Genomic DNA, 17,658 nt, shown 5'->3' on the forward strand with positions numbered 1-17,658 from the left:
GGCATGACGCGGGAGCGGTTCCTGGAACTGGCGGAGGCCCATGGCGGGTCGACGGCGCGCTGGCCGGCCGCCGAGCGCGAGGCGGCCGCAGCGCTCATGGCGGCGGCGCCGGACTTCGCCCGCGAAGCGCTCGCCGACGCCGACCGCCTCGACGCGGTCCTGGACGCCTGGGCGCCGCTCAGCGTCCCGCACGGGATGCGCGAGGCCGTGATCGCGGCGGCGCCGACCGCACGGTCTCGGTGGAACCTGCGGACCTGGCTGCTGGGCGCCGGTGTGGGGGCCGGCCTGGCCGGGGCCTGCGCGGCGGGCCTGGTGGCTGGAGTCGCGCTGTCGGCGAACCTCTCCTCCGCCACCGACGCGCCCGAGGCGCTGAGCGCCGCCATGATCGGCTACGACGATCTCCCAGAGACGAGCGAAGGCGCCTGATGCCCAGCCAACGCACCCTTACCGTGGCCCTGGTGGCGTCGGTCGCCCTCAACCTCTTCGTCATCGGCGCGGTGGTGGGCGGTGTCGTCGTCGGCCACCGCGTGCGGGAAGCGGCGCAGGCCCCCGAGCGTCCCCGCCAGCCGCTATGGAGAGCGGCCGACGCCCTGCCTCCTGAGCGCCAGCGAGCCTATCGCCAGTTGCTGCGGGCCGAGGCCGGTGGGGTGGGCGGGCAGATGAGCGAAGCCCGCCAAGCGCGGCGGGAAGCCTGGGCCGATCTCGGCGCCCAGCCCCTGGACGGCCCCGCCATCTCCAGACGCCTGGCCGAGGCTCGGGCGCTTGAGATGACCGCGCGCGGCGGTGTGGAGGATCGCATCGTGGCCTTCGCAGCCACCCTGCCGCCGGCGGAACGCGCGGAGCTGGCCAAGGGCTTGGCGCGGAGTGGGCCAGGCGGCCGTGGCCCGCGCGAACGCCGGCAACCCTAGGCGGCGGCGACCCCGGCCAGGGCCGCGCCGGTCTGGCGGATCGGCAGGGAGAAGCTGACCATGGTGCCCTCGCCGGGCGCGCTCTGCATATCCAGCGCCCCTCCGTGCATCTCCACCAGGGACTTGGTGAGCGCCAGGCCCAGCCCCGTCCCCTGAGTGGTCTTGGAGTGCTGGTTCTCCACCTGCTCGAAGGGCCGCGCCAAGCGCGCGAGGTCGTCCTCGGCGATGCCGATGCCGGTGTCCTGAACGCTGATGCGGATGCGCTCGCCCAGGGGGTCGTGACGCCCCTCGGCGCGGATGGTCACCCGGCCTCCGCGCGGCGTGAACTTGATGGCGTTGGAGAGCAGGTTCAGCAGGATCTGCTTGACCGCCCGATAGTCGGCCTCGATCTCCGGCAGGTGCTGCGGGAAGTCGATGGCCAGGGCCAGGCCGGTCGCCTCGGCGCGGTTGCGCACCAGCCGCACAGCGTCCTCGGCCACCTCCTCCAGGGCGATGGGCTCGAACTTCAGGCTCATCTTGCCCGCCTCGATCTTCGACATGTCGAGGATGTCGTTGATCAGGGCCAGCAGGTGCTGGCCCGACGACAGGATGTCCTGTGAGTAGCCCTTGTAGCGCTGGTCGCCCAGCGGACCGAACATCTCCTGGACCATGATCTCGGAGAAGCCGTTGATGGCGTTCAACGGGGTGCGCAGCTCGTGGCTCATATTGGCCAGGAACTCGGACTTGGCCTTGTTGGCCCCCTCGGCCCGGACCTTCTCCATCTCGTACTTGCGCGCCAGCTCGGAGAGCTGTTCCTGGCTGCGTTCTAGGCCGACAACGGCCTTCTGCAGCGCCTCTTCGTTCAGGCGCCGCGCCTCTTCCTGGGTCTTGATGGCGGTGATGTCGGCGGCGCTCATCACCAGGCCGCCCTCGGCGGTTCGGCGCTCGGAGATCTGGATCCAGCGGCCGTCATTGAGCTCGGCCTCACGCACGCCCTTGCGGCCGTCCGACGCGTCCATCTCCTGCTTGATGGCCAACTGTGCGAAGCGGTTCACCTGCTCGCGCGACGCGCCGGGCTTCAGCAGCCGAGGCTCAAGCGAGAAGAAAGTCCGGTAGTTCTTGTTGCACATCAGCAGGCGGCCGTTGCGGTCCCAGAGGACGAAGGCCTCCGACACGCTCTCGATGGCGTCGCGCAGGCGGTTCTCGGCGGCCTGGGCGCGGGCCTGGGCCATGCGCTCCTCGGTGACATCCAGGGCGACGCCGATGATCCGCGAGTAGCCGTCCCGGTCCTTGTCGCCAAAGGCCTGGCCCCGGGCGTCGATCCAGGTGGGTCTTCCGCCCTGCATGGAAGGGACGCGGAACGAGACGTCGAAGCCGCCATAGACTGCGGCGGTGGAGAGCGCCTGGCGCAGGCGGTCGCGGTGGTCGGCCGACACCCGCTCCAGCACCGCCTGGCCATCGACGATGCCGCCGCCGCCCCAGCCGAAGATAGCGCCGGTGACGTCAGACATGAACATCTTGTCGTTGGACAGGTCCCATTCCCAGATTCCGCAGCGCGCCGCCTCCACCGCCAGCCGGAACCGCTGCTCGGAATCGACGAAGGCTTTCTGAGCGTTCTCCACCCGGTTGCTCTGGTTGAGCAGCAGCAGGCCCAGAAGGAAGGCCGCGGCCAACGGGGTCAGCAGCCAGGCCAGTTGCTCGGTAGAGGTCTGGATCTCCATGGGCGCGGAGCTCGCCCCGGCCAGCACATAGAGGCTTCCGCCGAGGGCGGGACGGGCGGCGAGGTCCAGTGAGGCGCCGTCCGGCCCCTGGGCCCGGCTCAGGCCGCCGTCCAGCTTCAGCTCTTCCGGCGTGGTGGCGAAGGCGGCGTTGACGGTGTCGGCCGCGACGACGCCGTTGGCCGGGCTGGCGACGAGGATGCGCCCCTCCGGGGTGGCGACGGCCTCGGGCCTGGTCTTGGAGAGCCAGGCGCCGAGATGGGTCGGATCTCCAGCCGCCACGATCCAGCGCTGGCCCTTGGTGGTGGCCGCCGAGGTGGCGGCGGCCAGGGCCGGGGCGCTCTGGCTGGTGACGCCCTGCCAGACTTCGCGCTTGGAGTCCTCGGCGCCCTTGGCCAGTTCCTTCCAGTCGAGGCCACCCGGCGGGCCGGCGACCGCCACGATTTCATTGTCGGAGATCACCGCGATGGCCACGGCGGCGCCTGCTGAGGCGCGCAGGCCGCTCTCGGCGGCGGCCATGGGCTGGTCGCCGTCCCGCTGAAGGGCCTCGCGCGCCGCCAGTAGTCCGCCGCGCAGAGCCGCGGCCTCGGCGTCCAGGTGAGCGGCCACGGCCTCGGCTCGGCTGGGCAGGGCGGCGTTGGCGGCGGTGGTGATCTGCGGCTCGCGCTGGATACGCGCCACCGCGAAGGCCGTGTAGACCGCCAGCAGCAGCAGGGTGGAGAGGATGGCGATGCGGGCGAAGGTTTGGGTCGGCAGCGCTCGGACGCCGGGCGCGTTGTCGCGCCCCTGAGGCCGAATGGCCTCGGCGTCCTCACCCCCGCGTCTGGCCAACGCCCGTCGCTCCTAAACCCGAGTCACCCAATATGCGAGTCTAGGCGAGCGCTCCCCCCGCGTCACGAGAGTCATAGGGTCACAGCGCTGTCGGCGGTCGCTATTTGCGCCTGCGGTCCTTGCGGCGCTCCGGACCCTTGTACTTCGGGTCGTCCACCCGCCGCCGGTCGGGGCCGAAATAGCCGGAGCTTGACCGCACATAGGCGCGCGGATGATCGATCACCGACATGATCCGCTTCATCAGGTCCGCGGGGGTGAAGGGCTTCACGCAAAACTCGTTCACCCCGGAGTCGCGGGCGGCGTAGACCCGCTGGCGGTCAGCGTGGCCGGTCAGCATGATGATCGGCACATAGGGCGTAGGGCTGGTGTCTTCGTGGCGCAACCACCGGGCCAGGGTGACCCCTTCTTCCTCGCCCATCATGTAGTCGAGGATGATGATGTCGATCATCGCCGCGCCCGGCAGGGTGCTGGCTTTGATCTTGGCCTTGGCTTCGGTGATGGTCTTGGCTTCCACGACGGAATCCACCCCGAACCCGCGCAGCATCGTCTTGACCAAGTCGATGGCGTGAATGTTGTCGTCCACCACCATGAAATTGATGCGGCTAAGCGAGACGGACATGTACGGCTGTTTCCCTAGGTCAGGCCCGTGGGCGCCAGTCTGCGCCAGCATCGTCCACCCGGCTGATTTTCAACAAGATTCGGGTCGGCGGCAATCTCCGATACCGGGCCTAGTCCGCGAGGGCCTTGGTCGCCAGCTCATAGACGTTCTTGGATAGGCCTTCGGTGGCGGCGATACGCTGGAGCTCCGCCCTCATCAATGCCCCCAGTTCGGGGACATAGCGACGCCAGCCGCCCAGCCGCTCGACGAACCGCGCGGCGGTCATGGGATTGAACCCGTCCACCACCAGGATGATGTCGGCCAGGAAGCGGTAGCCGGCCCCGCTGGGGTCGTGGAAGCGGGCCGGATTGCCTGTGGCGAAGCCGGAGACCAGGGCCCGCAGGCGATTGGGGTTCTTCTGGTCGAAGGCGGGGTGGGCGGTGAGACCCATGACCCGACCAAGAGCCCCATCAGAGGGGTCGCGGCCCTGCAGAGAGAACCACTTGTCGATGACCAGGGGCTCGCTCTTCCAGCGTTCGTAGAAGTCCGCCAGGGCCGCATCGAAGGCTTCGCCGCCCAACAGCATGAGGGCGTTCAGGCCGCCCATGGCGTCGGTCATGTTGATCGCCGCCCGATAGTGGCCGTCAGCCAGGGTGGCGATCTCGGCTCGGGGGTTTGCGGCAAGCAGGTCCAGTGCGGCGTTGCGCAGGGCGCGGCGCCCTGCGCTCGCGGCGTCGGGTGAGAACTCGCCGAGCTCCTGCAGGCCGATGTGCAGGCGCTTCAGGTCGTCTTCCAGGTGCAGGGCCAGGCGTGTGCGCAGGGCCTCGCGCGCCTCATGAATGGCGGCGGGGTCGGCGGGCTTCATGGCCATGGCCAGGTCAGCCTCGGAAGGCAGGGCGAGCAGCAGCGCCTTGAACGCCGGATCGGCGGCCTGGTCGGCTAGGCCGCGGCCCAGGGCCTCGGCATAGCGTTCTTCGCCCACCTCGTCGGGCCTGCCGGCGGCGCGGCTTGAGATTAGGGCGCGGGCCAGATCCTGACCGGCCTCCCACCGGTTGAACAGGTCCGGGTCACCGGCGAGTTGGACGTAGCGGTCCTTGGGCTGGGCGTCGGTTTCCAGAGTCACGGGCGCCGAGAAGCCGCGCAGGGCCGAGACCACGGGCGCGGACTCGACGCCGGTGAAGGTGACGCTGGTGGAGGCGCCGTTCAGCACCACCACGGTCTCGTCCAGGGCTGTCCCGTCGCGCAGGAAGGCCTGGGTGCGGCCCTCGCCGTCCAGAAGGCCGATGCGCACCGGTAGCGGCAGGGGGCGCTTGGTGGGTTGGCCAGGCGTCGGCGCGGTGGCCTGGGTCAGGTCGATTTTCAGGGTGCGGGCGTCGGCGTCATAGCTGTGCTTCAAGCTGAGGTTCGGCGTGCCGGCCTGCTCGTACCAAGCGAAGAACTCGGTCAGATCCTCACCGGTGACGTCGGCGAAGCAGCGGATGAACTCCTCCACCGTGGTGGCATGGCCGTCCCATCGGTCGAAATAGAGATCCATCCCTTCTCGGAATTTCTCATCCCCGATCAGGGTCTTGAGCATCCGGATCACTTCGGCGCCCTTCTCGTAGATGGTCGCGGTGTAGAAGTTGTCGATCTTCAGATAGCTGCCGGGGCGCACCGGGTGCGCCAGGGGCCCCTGGTCCTCGGAGAACTGCCGGGCGCGCAGGGTCTTCACGTCCTTGATGCGCTGGACCGCCTCGCCGCGCATGTCGGCCGAGAAGCTCTGGTCGCGGAAGACGGTCAAGCCCTCCTTCAGGCACAGCTGGAACCAGTCGCGGCAGGTGATGCGGTCGCCAGTCCAGTTGTGGAAGTACTCGTGGGCCACGACGCTTTCGATGCGCTCATAGTCGAGGTCCGTGGCGGTCGCCGGGTCGGCCAGCAGCAGGGAGGAGTTGAAGATGTTCAGCCCCTTGTTCTCCATGGCCCCGAAGTTGAAGTCGCGCACGGCGACGATCATAAACAGGTCCAGGTCGTATTCGCGGCCGAACACCTCCTCGTCCCACTTCATCGAGCGCTTCAGCGCGTCCATGGCGTAGGCGGCCCGGTCGGACATGCCGGGGTCCACATAGATCTTCAGGTCGACGGCGCGGCCGCTCATGGTCACCAGCTTGTCGGCCAGTTCGTCCAACTCGCCGGCCACCAGGGCGAACAGATAGGCGGGCTTGGGGAAGGGGTCGTTCCAGACAGCGTAGTGACGGCCGCCGGGCATGACGCCGGATTCCATCAGGTTGCCGTTGGAGAGCAGGCGGTGGAAAGCCTTGTCGGCCTCGACCCGCACGGTGAAGCGCGACAGTACGTCGGGGCGGTCGGCGAACCAGGTGATCTTGCGGAAGCCCTCGGCCTCGCACTGGGTGCAGAAGCGGCCGCCGGACATGTAGAGCCCGTCGAGGGCCTTGTTGGCCTCCGGGTCGATCTCGACCTCGGTTTCCAGCACGAAGCTGTCGGGGACATTGGGCACGGTCAGGTATTCGGCGTCGATGGTGCGCTCACTCTCGTCCAGCACCTTGCCGTCCACGGCCACCGAGATCGGCCTGAGCCGTTCGCCATTCAGCACCAGGGGCTCGGTGTGCTCGCCGTTGCGGGTGATCGACAGGCGCGCCTTCACCCGGGTGGCGTTGGGCGCCAGGTCGAAGACCAATTCGGTCGTGTCGATCCGGAAAGCGGGCGGGCGGTAGTCGGTGAGCCGGATGGGCTGGGGAGTCTCTGTGCGCATCCCCAAGGATTTAGGCCATCCCGGTCGCCAGGGCGAGCGCCGCGGCTGCGAAAGTCGCGCCGACCGCCGTGTCGCCTGCGCCACGCGCAACAGGCTTCAAACGGTTGTTTGAGTTTTGTCAAAGCTGAGCTTGCGAGATGGCGCGATGTCCCCGCCAGCACGGCGCTCCCTCCGTGCCTTGAGGGGAAAAAGAAGATGAAAGTCACCACCTACGCCCTGGCCCTTGGCGCGGCGCTCGCCCTGGCCGGAACCGCCCAGGCCCAGGACTTCCAGGTCAAGGAAAAGGGTCTCCTGATGCTGAACGTCCGCGCCACGGCGATCTCGCCGACGGCCGACGACGCCATCACCACCGCCGCCGGCGCGCCCACCGGCCTGCACGTCGATGTCAAGGACGACTACAAGCCGTCGCTGGGCCTGTCCTACTTCCTCACCGACCACGTCGCGGTCGAGGTGATCGCCACCACCAGCCAGCACACCATCAAGGCGCAGGGGCCGGGAACCGACGTCACCGTGCACAAGACCTGGGTCCTGCCGCCGGTGGTCTCGCTGCAGTATCATTTCGCACCGACCGCCAAGGTCAGCCCCTATGTGGGCGCCGGCGTGAACTACATGCTGTTCCACAGCGGCAAGGATCAGAACGGCTTCAAGGTGAAGCTGGACGACGGCTTCGGCTACGCCCTGCAGGCCGGCGTCGATGTCGCCGTCAAGGGACCGTGGAGCGCCAACGTCGACGTCAAGAAGGTGTTCTTCGAGACCGACGCCAAGATCAACGGCGGCGCGCTGAAGTCCAAGGTGAAGCTTGACCCCTGGGTGCTCTCGGTGGGCTTCGGCTACAAGTTCTAGCCCGCTACTCGGCGGCGTGGGGAGCCGATTCAGCTATCGGCTCATCCACGCTGGCCGGGACCTCCTTGAGGTACTGGTCGATCTTCATCGCCTGCTCGGCCAGGCGCTGCAACTCGGGGGGCGCGCCAGGAGTCTCCTCGATCACCGCCATCAGGCCCCGGGCGACGAACAGCAGGCGGGTTGACGAGGCGATCAGCCGGGCCTGGAACTCGATCTTGTGAGGATCGCGGTCGTACTCGGCGCCCGGTGTGCGCCAGCCGCCCCAATCATTGGCGTCGGTGACCACCACCGGGTAGCTGCCGGGATAGGGGTGGTGGCGGCAGTTTTCCGGCGTCTGCCACTTGTTGCGGGCACGCAGCAGCCGCCAGTTGGCGCCGTCCTCGGCCAATGTGTCGTCGGGCTCCTGCTCGGGCTTCAGCTCGTGGGCCTGGAAGTCGCGGCCCAGGCCGACGTCGTAGGTGACCCGCACGGGCTCGTCGAAGCCGCGCGCCCAGACCGGCACCAACTTCTCGATGACCGCCCAGGCGCCAACGCTCTCGACCCAGACGCGCTGGTTCTTCTGGAATATCGCCTTGGCCATCCGCACGCCCTTCGAGCTCACCCACAGGGTCCGCATAAGACCCTGAAATCCTTGACGCAAGGTCAATCTTTCCACGGCCCGCGAGGCGCGTATGTTGACGCGCGAGGAAACTTCAACCGGCCGAAATCGGCGGATGGGCGAGCATGAATTTCGATTTTTCGGACGACCAAAAATTCCTGAAGGCCGAGGCGCGCAAGTTCCTGGAGGCCAACTGCCCCACCAGCCGCGCCCGGGGCGTCCTGGAAGACAGCGCCGCAGGCTATGACGCGGCCCTCTGGAGATCGGTGGCCGCCCAGGGCTGGCTGGGGGCGGCGATCCCCGAGGAATTCGGCGGCCTGGGTCTTGGTCACCTGGAACTCTGCGTGATCGCCGAGGAGCTGGGACGTGCGGTCGCGCCGATCCCGTTCGCCTCCACCGTCTACTTCCTGGCCGAGGCCGTGATGCTGGCCGGCAGCCAGGAGCAGAAGGCCGACCTGCTGCCCAGGATCGCCGCCGGCGAGATCATCGGGGCCATCGCGACCTCGGAAGGCCCCGGCGCGACGACGGCGGCCACGCTTCAGTCGACCGTCACTGAGGGCAAGCTCACCGGGGTGAAGATCCCGGTCACCGATGGCGGCATCGCCGACGTGGCGCTCGTCCTGGCGAAGGAGGGCGGCAAGCCTGGCCTGTTCCTGGTGGAGCTGACCGGCGAGGGTGTCACGCGCGAGGCGGTGAAGACGCTCGATCCCACCCGCGACGCCGCCAAGCTGACCTTCAAGGACGTCCCGGCTCGCCGCGTGGGCGCCGTGGGCGCCGGCATGGAGCTGGTGGAGCAGATCTTCGACCGGGCCGCGGTCCTCATCGCCTTCGAGCAATGCGGCGGATCGGACCGCTGTCTGGAGATGGCCAAGGAATATGCGCTCGAGCGCTACGCCTTCGGTCGGGTCATCGCCTCGTACCAGGCCATCAAGCACAAGCTGGCCGACATGTACGTCAAGAACGAGCTGGCGCGATCCAACGCTTACTACGGGGCCTGGGCGCTCAACACCAATGCGCCCGAGCTACCGGTGGCGGCCAGCGCCGCCCGCATCGCGGCGTCAGACGCCTACTGGTTCGCCTCGAAGGAAAATATCCAGACCCACGGCGGCATCGGCTTCACCTGGGAGATGGACTGTCACCTCTTCTACCGCCGTTCGCGGCAGCTCAGCCTGGTGGCCGGGGCGCCCCGAGTCTGGAAAGAACGCCTCGTCAGCCACCTCGAACGCCGCAACGCGGCGGCCGCCTAAGGGACCTCGGATCATGGATTTCAACGACAGCCCCGACGAAGCGGCCTATCGCCAGCAGGTCCGCGATTGGCTCGACGCCAACGCCCCCAAGACCCGCATCGCCGGTGACCCTGAGGGTGGCGACGGCCTTGCCGCCTCTAAGGCCTGGCAGGCCAAGAAGGCCGAAGCCGGCTACGCCTGCATCACCTGGCCCAAGGAGTGGGGCGGGCAGGGCGGAACCCCGGTGCAGAACGTAATCTTCAGCCAGGAGGAGGCCCGGTACCCGATCCCCGGCAATCCGTTCCAGATCGGCCTGGGGATGTGCGTTCCCACGGTGATGACTTTCGCCGACGAGGAGACCAAGAAGCGCTTTGTCGGCCCCGCCCTGCGCGGCGAGGAGATCTGGAGCCAGCTGTTCTCGGAACCCTCCGGCGGCTCGGACGTCGCCGCCTCGCGGACCAAGGCTGAACGCGCCCCGGACGGCTCCGGCGACTGGATCATCTCGGGCCAGAAGGTGTGGACGACCGGCGCCCAGTTCTCGGACTTCGGGATCGTCATCACCCGGACCAGCCCGGACAAGCCCAAGCACAAGGGCCTGACCATGTTCTGGATCGACATGAAGGACCCCGGCGTCGAGGTGAAGCCCATCCACCAGATGTCGGGCGGGTCGGGATTCAACGAGGTGTTCTTCACCGACGTCCGGGTCAAGGACAGCCAAAGGCTGGGGGCTGTCGACGAGGGCTGGAAGGTCAGCCTGGTGACCCTGATGAACGAGCGGCTGGCGGTGGGCGGTCAGACCGGAGCCGGGTGGCAACAATTCATGGAGGCGGCGCGCAATACGCCCGGCCTTGATGGCGGCTCGGCCCTGCAGGACGGGGCGCTGCGGGAGAAGCTGGCGGACTGGTACGTCCAGGCCGAGGGCCTGAAACACACCCGCAACCGCACGATGACGGCGCTGTCGCGGGGGCAGACGCCAGGGCCGGAGAGTTCGATCGGCAAGATCATCTCGGCGGTTCAGATGCAGGAACTCGGCAATACAGCCATCGAGATGCTGGATCAGTACGGCATCATTGACGATCCGGAACTGGCCTCGCTGAACGGCGCCTTCCACTTCTCGCTGATGTTCGGGCCGGGCCTTCGCATCGCGGGCGGCACCGACGAGATCCTGCGCAACATCATCGCCGAGCGGGTGCTGGGCCTGCCGGGCGACATCCGGGTCGACAAGGACGTGCCCTTCAAGGACATGCCCACCGGCCGTTAGGCGCGCCAGGCGAGGGGTTGCGGCGCCGCGGAGTTCATCACCAGCTCCCCATAGAGCCGGGTGAGGCCTTCGAAGGTCCGCTCCCAACTATGGCGCAGCTCGGCGCGGGCGCGGGCGGCGGCCGACAGCGCGCCCAGGTCGCGGGCGAACAGGGCTTCGATGGCGTCGGCGAGGCCGCCTGGATCGACGTCGTGGGCGAGCTGGCCGACCTCGTTGTCGATCAGCTCGGAGACACCGCCGCGCGACGGGCCCACCACCGGCAGGCCGGCGGCCAAGGCCTCCAGGATCACCAGGCCGAAGGGCTCGTTCTCGTTGGCGTGGACGCAGGCGTCGCAACTGGCGATTAGGCTGGCCAGGGCGACCGGGTCGGACTCGTAGTCCAGGCTGATGACCCGGGGCGAGATGCGCACATCCTTGCCCGCGCCCACGAGGACCAAGTGGTAGGGCTCGCCCAGGCGCTCGACGGCGCAGACGATGGACTCGATGTTCTTCTCCCGCGCCGGGCGGCCAGCGAAGACCAGGATGCGGGCGTCCCAGGGCAGGCCCAGGCGTTGGCGCAGGCCGCCGGGATCGGCTCTCCGAGGGTGGAAGAGCTCTGTGTCCACGCCAAGCATCTGGACGCTCACCTTTTCCACGCCGGCCTCGGCTAGACGGAGGGCCATGTGGCGGCTGGGGGCCACCACGCGGTCGAAGCGATGATAGATGTCGGCCCAGCGCTTCATCGCCGGGGCTTGGGCCCATTCACCAAAGTGCAGGGCGGCGAGCGCCGCGGCGTCTGTGTGGCAGAAGCCCACGACCGGGACGCCCAGCGCCTCGCCAGCGTCGAGGGCCGCATGACCGGGCACAAAGATGTCGCCGGCTTCGATGATATCGGGCGCCAGCATCCGCAGCACCGTCTCCCACTTCGCCGTGCTGGCCGGCATGCGATAGCCGTCGCCGAAGGGAAGGCGCGCGGCGGCCACGGTGACCACGCCGGGTTCGGCCAATCCTGTCGTTGCGCCCGGCGTCACCAGGGTGTGGCGAATGTCGGGACGGCGTTTGGCCAGCCATGCCTGCTTGGCGCCCAGGTACCGCTTCACCCCGCCGGAGCGCGGCGCGTACATCATGGTGGTGTCGATCAGGTGGAAGCCCACCCGGCCAGGAGCGCCGAAATAGGGCGCCTCGGAAGGGTCCAGGCGGATCAGGTTGTCCTGGTCTGGAGCGGTGACGTCGTACAAGCGAGCGCCCTTGTCTTGAGGTGGTCCTCCTCAGGCAACGAACGGCGCGACCGTTTGTTGCGGCCGCGCCCGTGTGGAAGGACGAACTCAGTGCGGCCGTCTTAGTTTCCCGATTCGTTGACGGTTTTTGTCTCCCCGGCGGCGCGCGCCAATTGCACGAACTCCGCTCTCAGGCCGTAGGGGTCGGACCCGCGGGCGGTCTGGGCCAGGTCGCCCACCGCCTTCCAGCCGAAGTCGGGCGACAGCCAGGGGTCGCCGCGCAGCTTCTGGCCAAACCCGGCGACGGCGAGCGCCCAGCGGGTCGCCTCGGGCGCGTCGAGAACCCGAGCATAGGTGTCGCCGGCGCCGATCGGGCGTTCGATCAGCTTGGAGGTCTGACCGCCCGGCAGCTTGTAGCGGACTTTCAGGAAGGCGATCTCGCCACCGGACGCGGCGCGAGGCGCCGGGGCGCCGTAGCGAAGGGGGTCGCTGGAAGGCCGGGCCCCGGCCGGCGTCACCTCATAGAGCGCGGTGACCGACGTGCCGGAGCCCACCTCGCCGGCGTCCACTCGGTCATTGTTGAAGTCCTCGCGGTTCAACAGCCGGGTCTCGTAGCCGATCAGCCGGTACTCGCTGGCCGCCCTGGGGTTGAACTCCACCTGGATCTTCACGTCGTCGGCGATGGGGAACAGCGAGCCGGAGAAGTCGTCGCGGAAACTCTTGCGCGCCTCGTTCAGGGTGTCGATGTAGCCGGCGGTCCCGTTGCCGTTCTGAGCCAGGGCCTGCATCAGGGTGTCGTTGTAATTGCCCTCGCCCAGGCCGTAGACCGAGAGGTAGACGCCGGTCTTGCGCTTGGCGGCTACGAAGTCCGTAAGCTTGGCGGGGTCGGCGACGCCGACATTGAAATCGCCGTCGGTCATCAGGATCACCCGGTTGACCGCCTTGGCGTCGAAGTTCTGCACCGCCAGGTCATAGGCCAGGGCCAGGCCCTGGCCGCCGGCGGTGGAACCCCCGGATTCCAGGGCGCCGAGCGCGCAGCGCATCTTCAGCTTTTCCCGCCCGCTCGTCGGGGCCAGCACAGCCCCCGCCGAGCCGGCATAGGCCACCATGGAGACCCGGTCCTGGGGGCGGAGCTGGTCCACCAGCAGGTTCAGGGCCTTCCGCGCCAGGGGCAGCTTGTTCTCGGCCGACATCGAGCCGGACGTGTCGATCAGGAACACCAGGTTGAGCGGCGGCTCCTGGGCGCGAGGGATGTCGTAGCCCTGCAGGCCGATGTGGACGATCTGGCGGTCGGTCGACCAGGGGGAGGGGGTCACCGCGACGAAGGGTTTGAAGGGGACCTGGGCGTCGGTGGGCTGTGCGTAGCCATAGTCGAAATAGTTGATCAGTTCCTCGACCCGCACCGCGTCGCGGGGCGGGCTCTGGCCGTCATTGAGGAACCGACGGACATTGGCGTAGGCGGCGGTGTCCACATCCACAGAGAAGGTAGAGACCGGCTCCTGGGCCGTCTGCTTGATCGGGTTGGCCTGGGCGTTGGGGTAGCGTTCGGTATTGACCTCGCCAGGCATGGGGCCGGGCCGATAGGCGCCGGCGGGCAACATCTCCTGCATAGGAGCGGCCCTGGCGGCCGGATAGGGCGTGGGCGGGGGCGGCGCCATGGCCATCGAGGGCGCGTACATCACGCCGCCGCCAATGCGGCCGCGTCGACTGTAAAAATCACGCCGATCATCGGCCTTGGGGAAGCCCAGGGCCTCGCAGGCGGCGGGGGTGGCGGTCCCGTCTCGAATCGCCGGGGCCGCCATCGGAGCGGCGGGCGCCGCGCCGGACGCCACAACTGTAAGCAAGCAAAGCGAGACGCGACTTAAGTTCCGTAAAGCGGCCATCGTTCTCAGCGCTCCGAATAAGTCCCTCAAGGTGCAGCTTGGCGCGCCATCTGCGGCGAAAACGCGACGAACTGACGGCCTGGCGGAGGCAGCGTTGTTCACTCGCCATTCAGGCGAGTCTTAACAGTTTGAAACGTCACCGTCCCAAGCTTGACAGGGGGCGGGGGCAAGACGCTAGTGGACAGTTCAACTATGGTTAACGCTTAAGGGGGAGCGCATGGCCATTTTCCATGAAGCAGCCCTCGGCATGCGTCGCGTCGCCCGCGTGGGCCTGACCTTGGCGGTCCTGGCCGCCATCATCCCGCTCAGCGGCGGCTGCCAGCCCAAGGACAGTCCTGACGGCGGCGGCGGCCGAAGCGGCGGCCACGCCGTGGGCGGGCCAGCCTGCCCGCGCCCCCAGGCGGGTATCGGCGTGCAGCCGCAATTCAACGCCCAGGAACAGGAGATCCGCGCCCTCCGGCGTCAGGGGTTCCAGGGGGATTTCTTCGCGCAGATCGACCTGGCCCGGCGCTATTCAGGCCGCGACGCCCAGGAGAAGAACCTGGCCGATCCAGTGGAGTCCGCCGTCTGGTACGAGATGGCGCTGTCCAACCCCGACGGCTATGCGCCGATCGTCGCCGGCGTCGATCCCAAGAAGGGCAGCCGTGGCGGCGCGGGCAACAAGCTCAACGACTGCCGCGCGGCGGAACGCCGGGGCGCCTATCTGGCCCTCGACCGCATGCTCGACCGCATGAGTTCCGACGAGCGCCAGCAGGTGCGTGACCGAGTGATCTATGTGCTTTCCAGCCAGGGCGCCGCGGGCTTCCGTACCCTGGCGCGCCTGCACGACGCCGCGTTTGGTCCGTTCGGCGATCCGTCTGATGGCTCGCCGGTGGACGCCCGCGACCTGAACCAGGTCAAGCCGCCGGCCGCTGCGACCCTGTTCACCCGCAACGACGTCGACGTCTATCTGTACAACTATCTCGCCGCCCAGGACGGCGACGTCGCGGGCTATGTGATGCTGAAGGACTTCGAGAGGTCTTCGGCCGAGCGGGCCTCCCTGGGATCCGACGCCGAGGCCAAGGCGCGGCGCTGGGTGCCCCCCTATGAGTTCTATCCGCCCCAGGCGCCTGACAGCGGCGTGCCCCATTCCGACGAGGCGGCCACCCTGGCCGAGGCCGAGGGCGTGGCCTTGGCTCGTATCGATGAGCTGCCCTTCCAGCACGTCGGCGCGGCCCTGGCCTATCTGCGGGTGATCCCGCAACCGGTCGGGTCTCTGAGCCAGATCTCGCCGGGCGATGTCCAGACCTTCCAGGCCATGCTGGGACGTCCCACCACCGGGGTGTTCACCCCTCAGGAAAAGGTGCGCGCCATCCAGTACGCGGCGGTGAACGGATCGTCGCGGTCACAGCTGGCCCTGGCCGTCATGTACGCCGAGGGCGTGGGTGTGGCGCGGGACTATGCGCGCGCCTTCCACTGGTTCGCGGAGGCTGACCGGCAGGGTAGCGCCGAGGCCAAGTACGCCATGTCGACCTATTTCTCGCTTGGTGTCTCCGGCGTGGCCGACCAGGACAAGGCCGCAGCCGTCTCCTACCAGATCGATGGCGCCCTTGCGGGCTTCAAGCCGTCGGCCCAGCGCCTGCGCGAAGTGCTGGCCCAGGTGGCGCGCACGCCGCGCCGTCCCACAGAAGGAACCTACCGGTGATCGCAATCGCCCTTCGCCGCCTGGCGGGCCTTGGCGCCGCCGCAGCCTGCGTCCTGTGCCTGGGTGTGGCCGGCGAGGCCCAGGCCCTTCCTGACGCCAAGATCGACCAGCAGATCCGGCCGAACTTCGGCATCCTGCTGGCGCCGCCGCTGCGCCACACCTATCGCCCCAGCGCCTGGAAGCCCCGGCGCGGCCATGGCGGCTACGGCCAGGGTGGCTACGGCCAGGGTGGCGGCTATCCTGGCTCCGGCGGTGTCCGCCGACCGCTCTACCTGGACTCCATCACCGTCGACTGCGCCGACGGCAGCGGCGGCGGCTCGCAGCTGGCCGACGCCATCTACAACCTCGCCGACAACGGCGTGCTCTACATCCGCTCGCGCGGCGGGGTTTGCCGCGAGACCCTAGAGATCGATCACCCGGTGATCATCGCCGGCGAGGGGCCGCCCGCCTTCGGCAATGTCGGCTCCGGCGTCGCCAAGCTGAGCCCGCCCGATGGGGCCCCCTGCATCCGGATCGCGCCCGGAGTGAAGGGCGTGGAGATCCGCGACCTGGTGATCGAGGCCAACCAGGGCGGCCGCAGCGCCTGTATCGAGGCGCAGGACGCAGATGTGGCCCTGATCCGCTCGTCGGTCCGCTACCAGGGCGACGCCTCGGCGATCTTCGTCCAGGGCGGCAGTCTGATCATGCGCAACAGCGTCGTCGAGGCGCGCACCAATGACGCCGCCATCCTGGCCGACGGCGCGGCGGTGGACATTCTGCAGTCCAAAATCAGCGCCGACGTGCGTGGCCTGGACATCACGCCCGCCCCTGGCCAGAGCCGGCTGGTGCAGGTGGGGGTGACTTCTCCGGGACCCGGCCTGCCGGGTTCGACGGCCATCACGGTGCGTGACCAGCGCAGCGGCGCCGGCAGCCTGCTGATCGCCAACAGCGTCATCCGCAACTGGATCACGGGGGTCTATGTCGACCGGGGCGCCGAGGTGGAGCTGACCCGCAACCGCATCATTCGCGTACGCCGCGGCGTGCTGTCGGACTACGGCAAGGTGCGCGTGCGCCAGAACGCCATCGCCGCCGATGAGTACGGAGCCTACTTCGCCGGCGGCCGCCCCGAGGTCGCGGGCAATCGCTTCATCGGCGCCGGTGTGAACTATGAGCGCGGCGTTGAGCCGATCACCGAGCCTAACTATGTCTATTCCCCGCAGGGTTGCGACTACCGCATGCCCCCCGGGGCCTATTGCCGGCCGATGACCGAGGCGCCCAGGGCGATCACCGACGAAAGCGGCTTCGACGCGTCGGGCCGCTATGGCTGGGAGGTCGACGGCTACGAACGCGGCTACGCCCGCGATGGCGCCCCAACCGCCCGGCCGCCGATCCCGTCGCGCAAGTCCAGGTTCGGCCGCCCGCCGCCGCCGCCGGCGGCCTATCCCTCGGGCTATTCGAACGCGCCGCCGCTGATGGGCGGGCCAGGCTACTGAATATCGAAGGCTGGCGAGCCGTTGACCGTGGCTGGGAAGGTCGGCGCGCGCCGTGCCTTGGTCGCCTGTTCAAAGGCGTAGCCTAGGGAGAGCAGCCGGGCCTCTGACCAGGCGGTTCCGATGAAGGAGAGCCCCACCGGAAGGCCCTCCACAAAGCCCATGGGCACGGTGAGGTGCGGATAGCCCGCTACGGCCGGCAGGGTGGAGGGTGAGCCCAGCCACCGGCCCCCGTTGATACGGTCCACCACCGAGGCGGGTCCGCCGCTCTCCGCCACCAGCACCTCGACCTTGGCGTCGCTCAGCAGCTTGTCGATGCCCTGGGGACCCGCCAGCCGCTTGGCGTCGGCCTTGGCCTTCAGATAGGTCGGGTCGTTCAGGCCGGGCGACGCCTGGGCTTCCAGAAAGATTTCCTGGCCGAACAGTGCGGTTTCACGGGGCTCGGCGGCATTGAAGGCGATCAACTCGGCCAGGGTGCGGGTCTTGACCTGGGCAGGCGCGGTGGAGGCGAGGTAGGCGTTCACGCCCGCCTTGAACTCAACCCTCAGCACCAGGTCCTCCAAGTCGTCGATCACCTTGCCGTCGGGGGGCGTGACCTCCACCAGCACCGCGCCGGTTGGCGGTTGACCAGACACGACGAGGGCCGCGCTCTCATCGAACGCGGCCCTGCCTGCGGTTCCGCCGATCCTGGGGGGAGGGGGAGCGAAACCTGTCT

14 protein-coding genes are annotated in these 17,658 nt (G+C 68.6%); 7 read left to right on the plus strand and 7 right to left on the minus strand.

The window, feature by feature from the left end; genetic code table 11:
* Positions 1-3: 3 nt before the first annotated feature.
* Positions 4-426, plus strand: coding sequence for a hypothetical protein (locus tag OCL97_RS15795; protein WP_377370841.1), 423 nt, complete (start codon positions 4-6; stop codon positions 424-426).
* The gene (locus tag OCL97_RS15800) at positions 426-908 is read left to right on the plus strand and encodes a periplasmic heavy metal sensor (protein ID WP_377370842.1); all 483 of its coding nucleotides are present in this window, start codon (positions 426-428) and stop codon (positions 906-908) included. The genes OCL97_RS15795 and OCL97_RS15800 overlap by 1 nt, the downstream gene beginning before the upstream one ends.
* On the opposite strand, the gene OCL97_RS15805 is transcribed toward OCL97_RS15800, so the two are convergent.
* The 3 genes from OCL97_RS15805 to pepN form a co-directional block, all read right to left on the minus strand.
* Positions 905-3,436 (minus strand): sensor histidine kinase, encoded by a 2,532-nt coding sequence (locus OCL97_RS15805; RefSeq protein ID WP_377370843.1) that lies wholly within the window; start codon positions 3,434-3,436, stop codon positions 905-907. The two genes, OCL97_RS15800 and OCL97_RS15805, sit on opposite strands and share 4 nt — an antisense overlap.
* A 100-nt stretch (positions 3,437-3,536) precedes the next feature.
* Positions 3,537-4,055, minus strand: coding sequence for a response regulator (locus OCL97_RS15810; RefSeq protein WP_304778989.1), 519 nt, complete (start codon positions 4,053-4,055; stop codon positions 3,537-3,539).
* A 109-nt stretch (positions 4,056-4,164) separates the two neighbouring features.
* Positions 4,165-6,783, minus strand: a complete 2,619-nt coding sequence (gene pepN / locus OCL97_RS15815; RefSeq protein WP_377370845.1) for an aminopeptidase N — start codon at positions 6,781-6,783, stop codon at positions 4,165-4,167.
* A 195-nt stretch (positions 6,784-6,978) separates the two neighbouring features.
* Here pepN and OCL97_RS15820 point away from each other — a divergent pair, with 195 nt between their 5' ends.
* Positions 6,979-7,626, plus strand: coding sequence for an OmpW/AlkL family protein (locus tag OCL97_RS15820; protein WP_304778983.1), 648 nt, complete (start codon positions 6,979-6,981; stop codon positions 7,624-7,626).
* 4 nt (positions 7,627-7,630) lie between these two features.
* On the opposite strand, the gene OCL97_RS15825 is transcribed toward OCL97_RS15820, so the two are convergent.
* A complete protein-coding gene (locus OCL97_RS15825) occupies positions 7,631-8,206 on the minus strand; it encodes a hypothetical protein (protein WP_304778981.1) in 576 nt (191 codons plus the stop codon).
* 143 nt (positions 8,207-8,349) lie between these two features.
* Between OCL97_RS15825 and OCL97_RS15830 the strand changes: the two genes are divergently transcribed.
* A complete protein-coding gene (locus tag OCL97_RS15830; RefSeq protein ID WP_377370846.1) occupies positions 8,350-9,471 on the plus strand; it encodes an acyl-CoA dehydrogenase family protein in 1,122 nt (373 codons plus the stop codon).
* Positions 9,472-9,484: 13 nt separating this feature from the next.
* Positions 9,485-10,711, plus strand: a complete 1,227-nt coding sequence (locus OCL97_RS15835) for an acyl-CoA dehydrogenase family protein (RefSeq protein ID WP_377370847.1) — start codon at positions 9,485-9,487, stop codon at positions 10,709-10,711.
* On the opposite strand, the gene OCL97_RS15840 is transcribed toward OCL97_RS15835, so the two are convergent.
* Both OCL97_RS15840 and OCL97_RS15845 read right to left on the minus strand, forming a co-directional pair.
* Positions 10,708-11,928 carry a glycosyltransferase gene (locus tag OCL97_RS15840; protein ID WP_377370848.1) on the minus strand — a complete coding sequence of 407 codons (1,221 nt, stop codon included), beginning with the start codon at positions 11,926-11,928 and terminating at the stop codon, positions 10,708-10,710. The genes OCL97_RS15835 and OCL97_RS15840 overlap by 4 nt on opposite strands.
* 101 nt (positions 11,929-12,029) lie before the next feature.
* Entirely contained in the window at positions 12,030-13,709 is a 1,680-nt protein-coding gene (locus OCL97_RS15845) for a vWA domain-containing protein (protein WP_377370849.1), read from the minus strand.
* A 298-nt stretch (positions 13,710-14,007) separates the two neighbouring features.
* Between OCL97_RS15845 and OCL97_RS15850 the strand changes: the two genes are divergently transcribed.
* Both OCL97_RS15850 and OCL97_RS15855 read left to right on the plus strand, forming a co-directional pair.
* On the plus strand, positions 14,008-15,474 hold the full coding sequence (locus OCL97_RS15850) for a tetratricopeptide repeat protein (RefSeq protein ID WP_377370850.1): 1,467 nt from the start codon (positions 14,008-14,010) through the stop codon (positions 15,472-15,474).
* Positions 15,471-16,946, plus strand: coding sequence for a right-handed parallel beta-helix repeat-containing protein (locus tag OCL97_RS15855; RefSeq protein WP_377370851.1), 1,476 nt, complete (start codon positions 15,471-15,473; stop codon positions 16,944-16,946). The genes OCL97_RS15850 and OCL97_RS15855 overlap by 4 nt, the downstream gene beginning before the upstream one ends.
* Here OCL97_RS15855 and OCL97_RS15860 read toward each other — a convergent pair.
* Entirely contained in the window at positions 16,940-17,578 is a 639-nt protein-coding gene (locus OCL97_RS15860) for an amidase family protein (RefSeq protein ID WP_377370852.1), read from the minus strand. The genes OCL97_RS15855 and OCL97_RS15860 overlap by 7 nt on opposite strands.
* Positions 17,579-17,658: the final 80 nt, after the last annotated feature.

Origin of the sequence: Phenylobacterium ferrooxidans (genome assembly GCF_042714595.1) — a bacterium.
In the GTDB taxonomy this organism is placed as follows: Bacteria; Pseudomonadota; Alphaproteobacteria; order Caulobacterales; family Caulobacteraceae; genus Phenylobacterium; species Phenylobacterium ferrooxidans.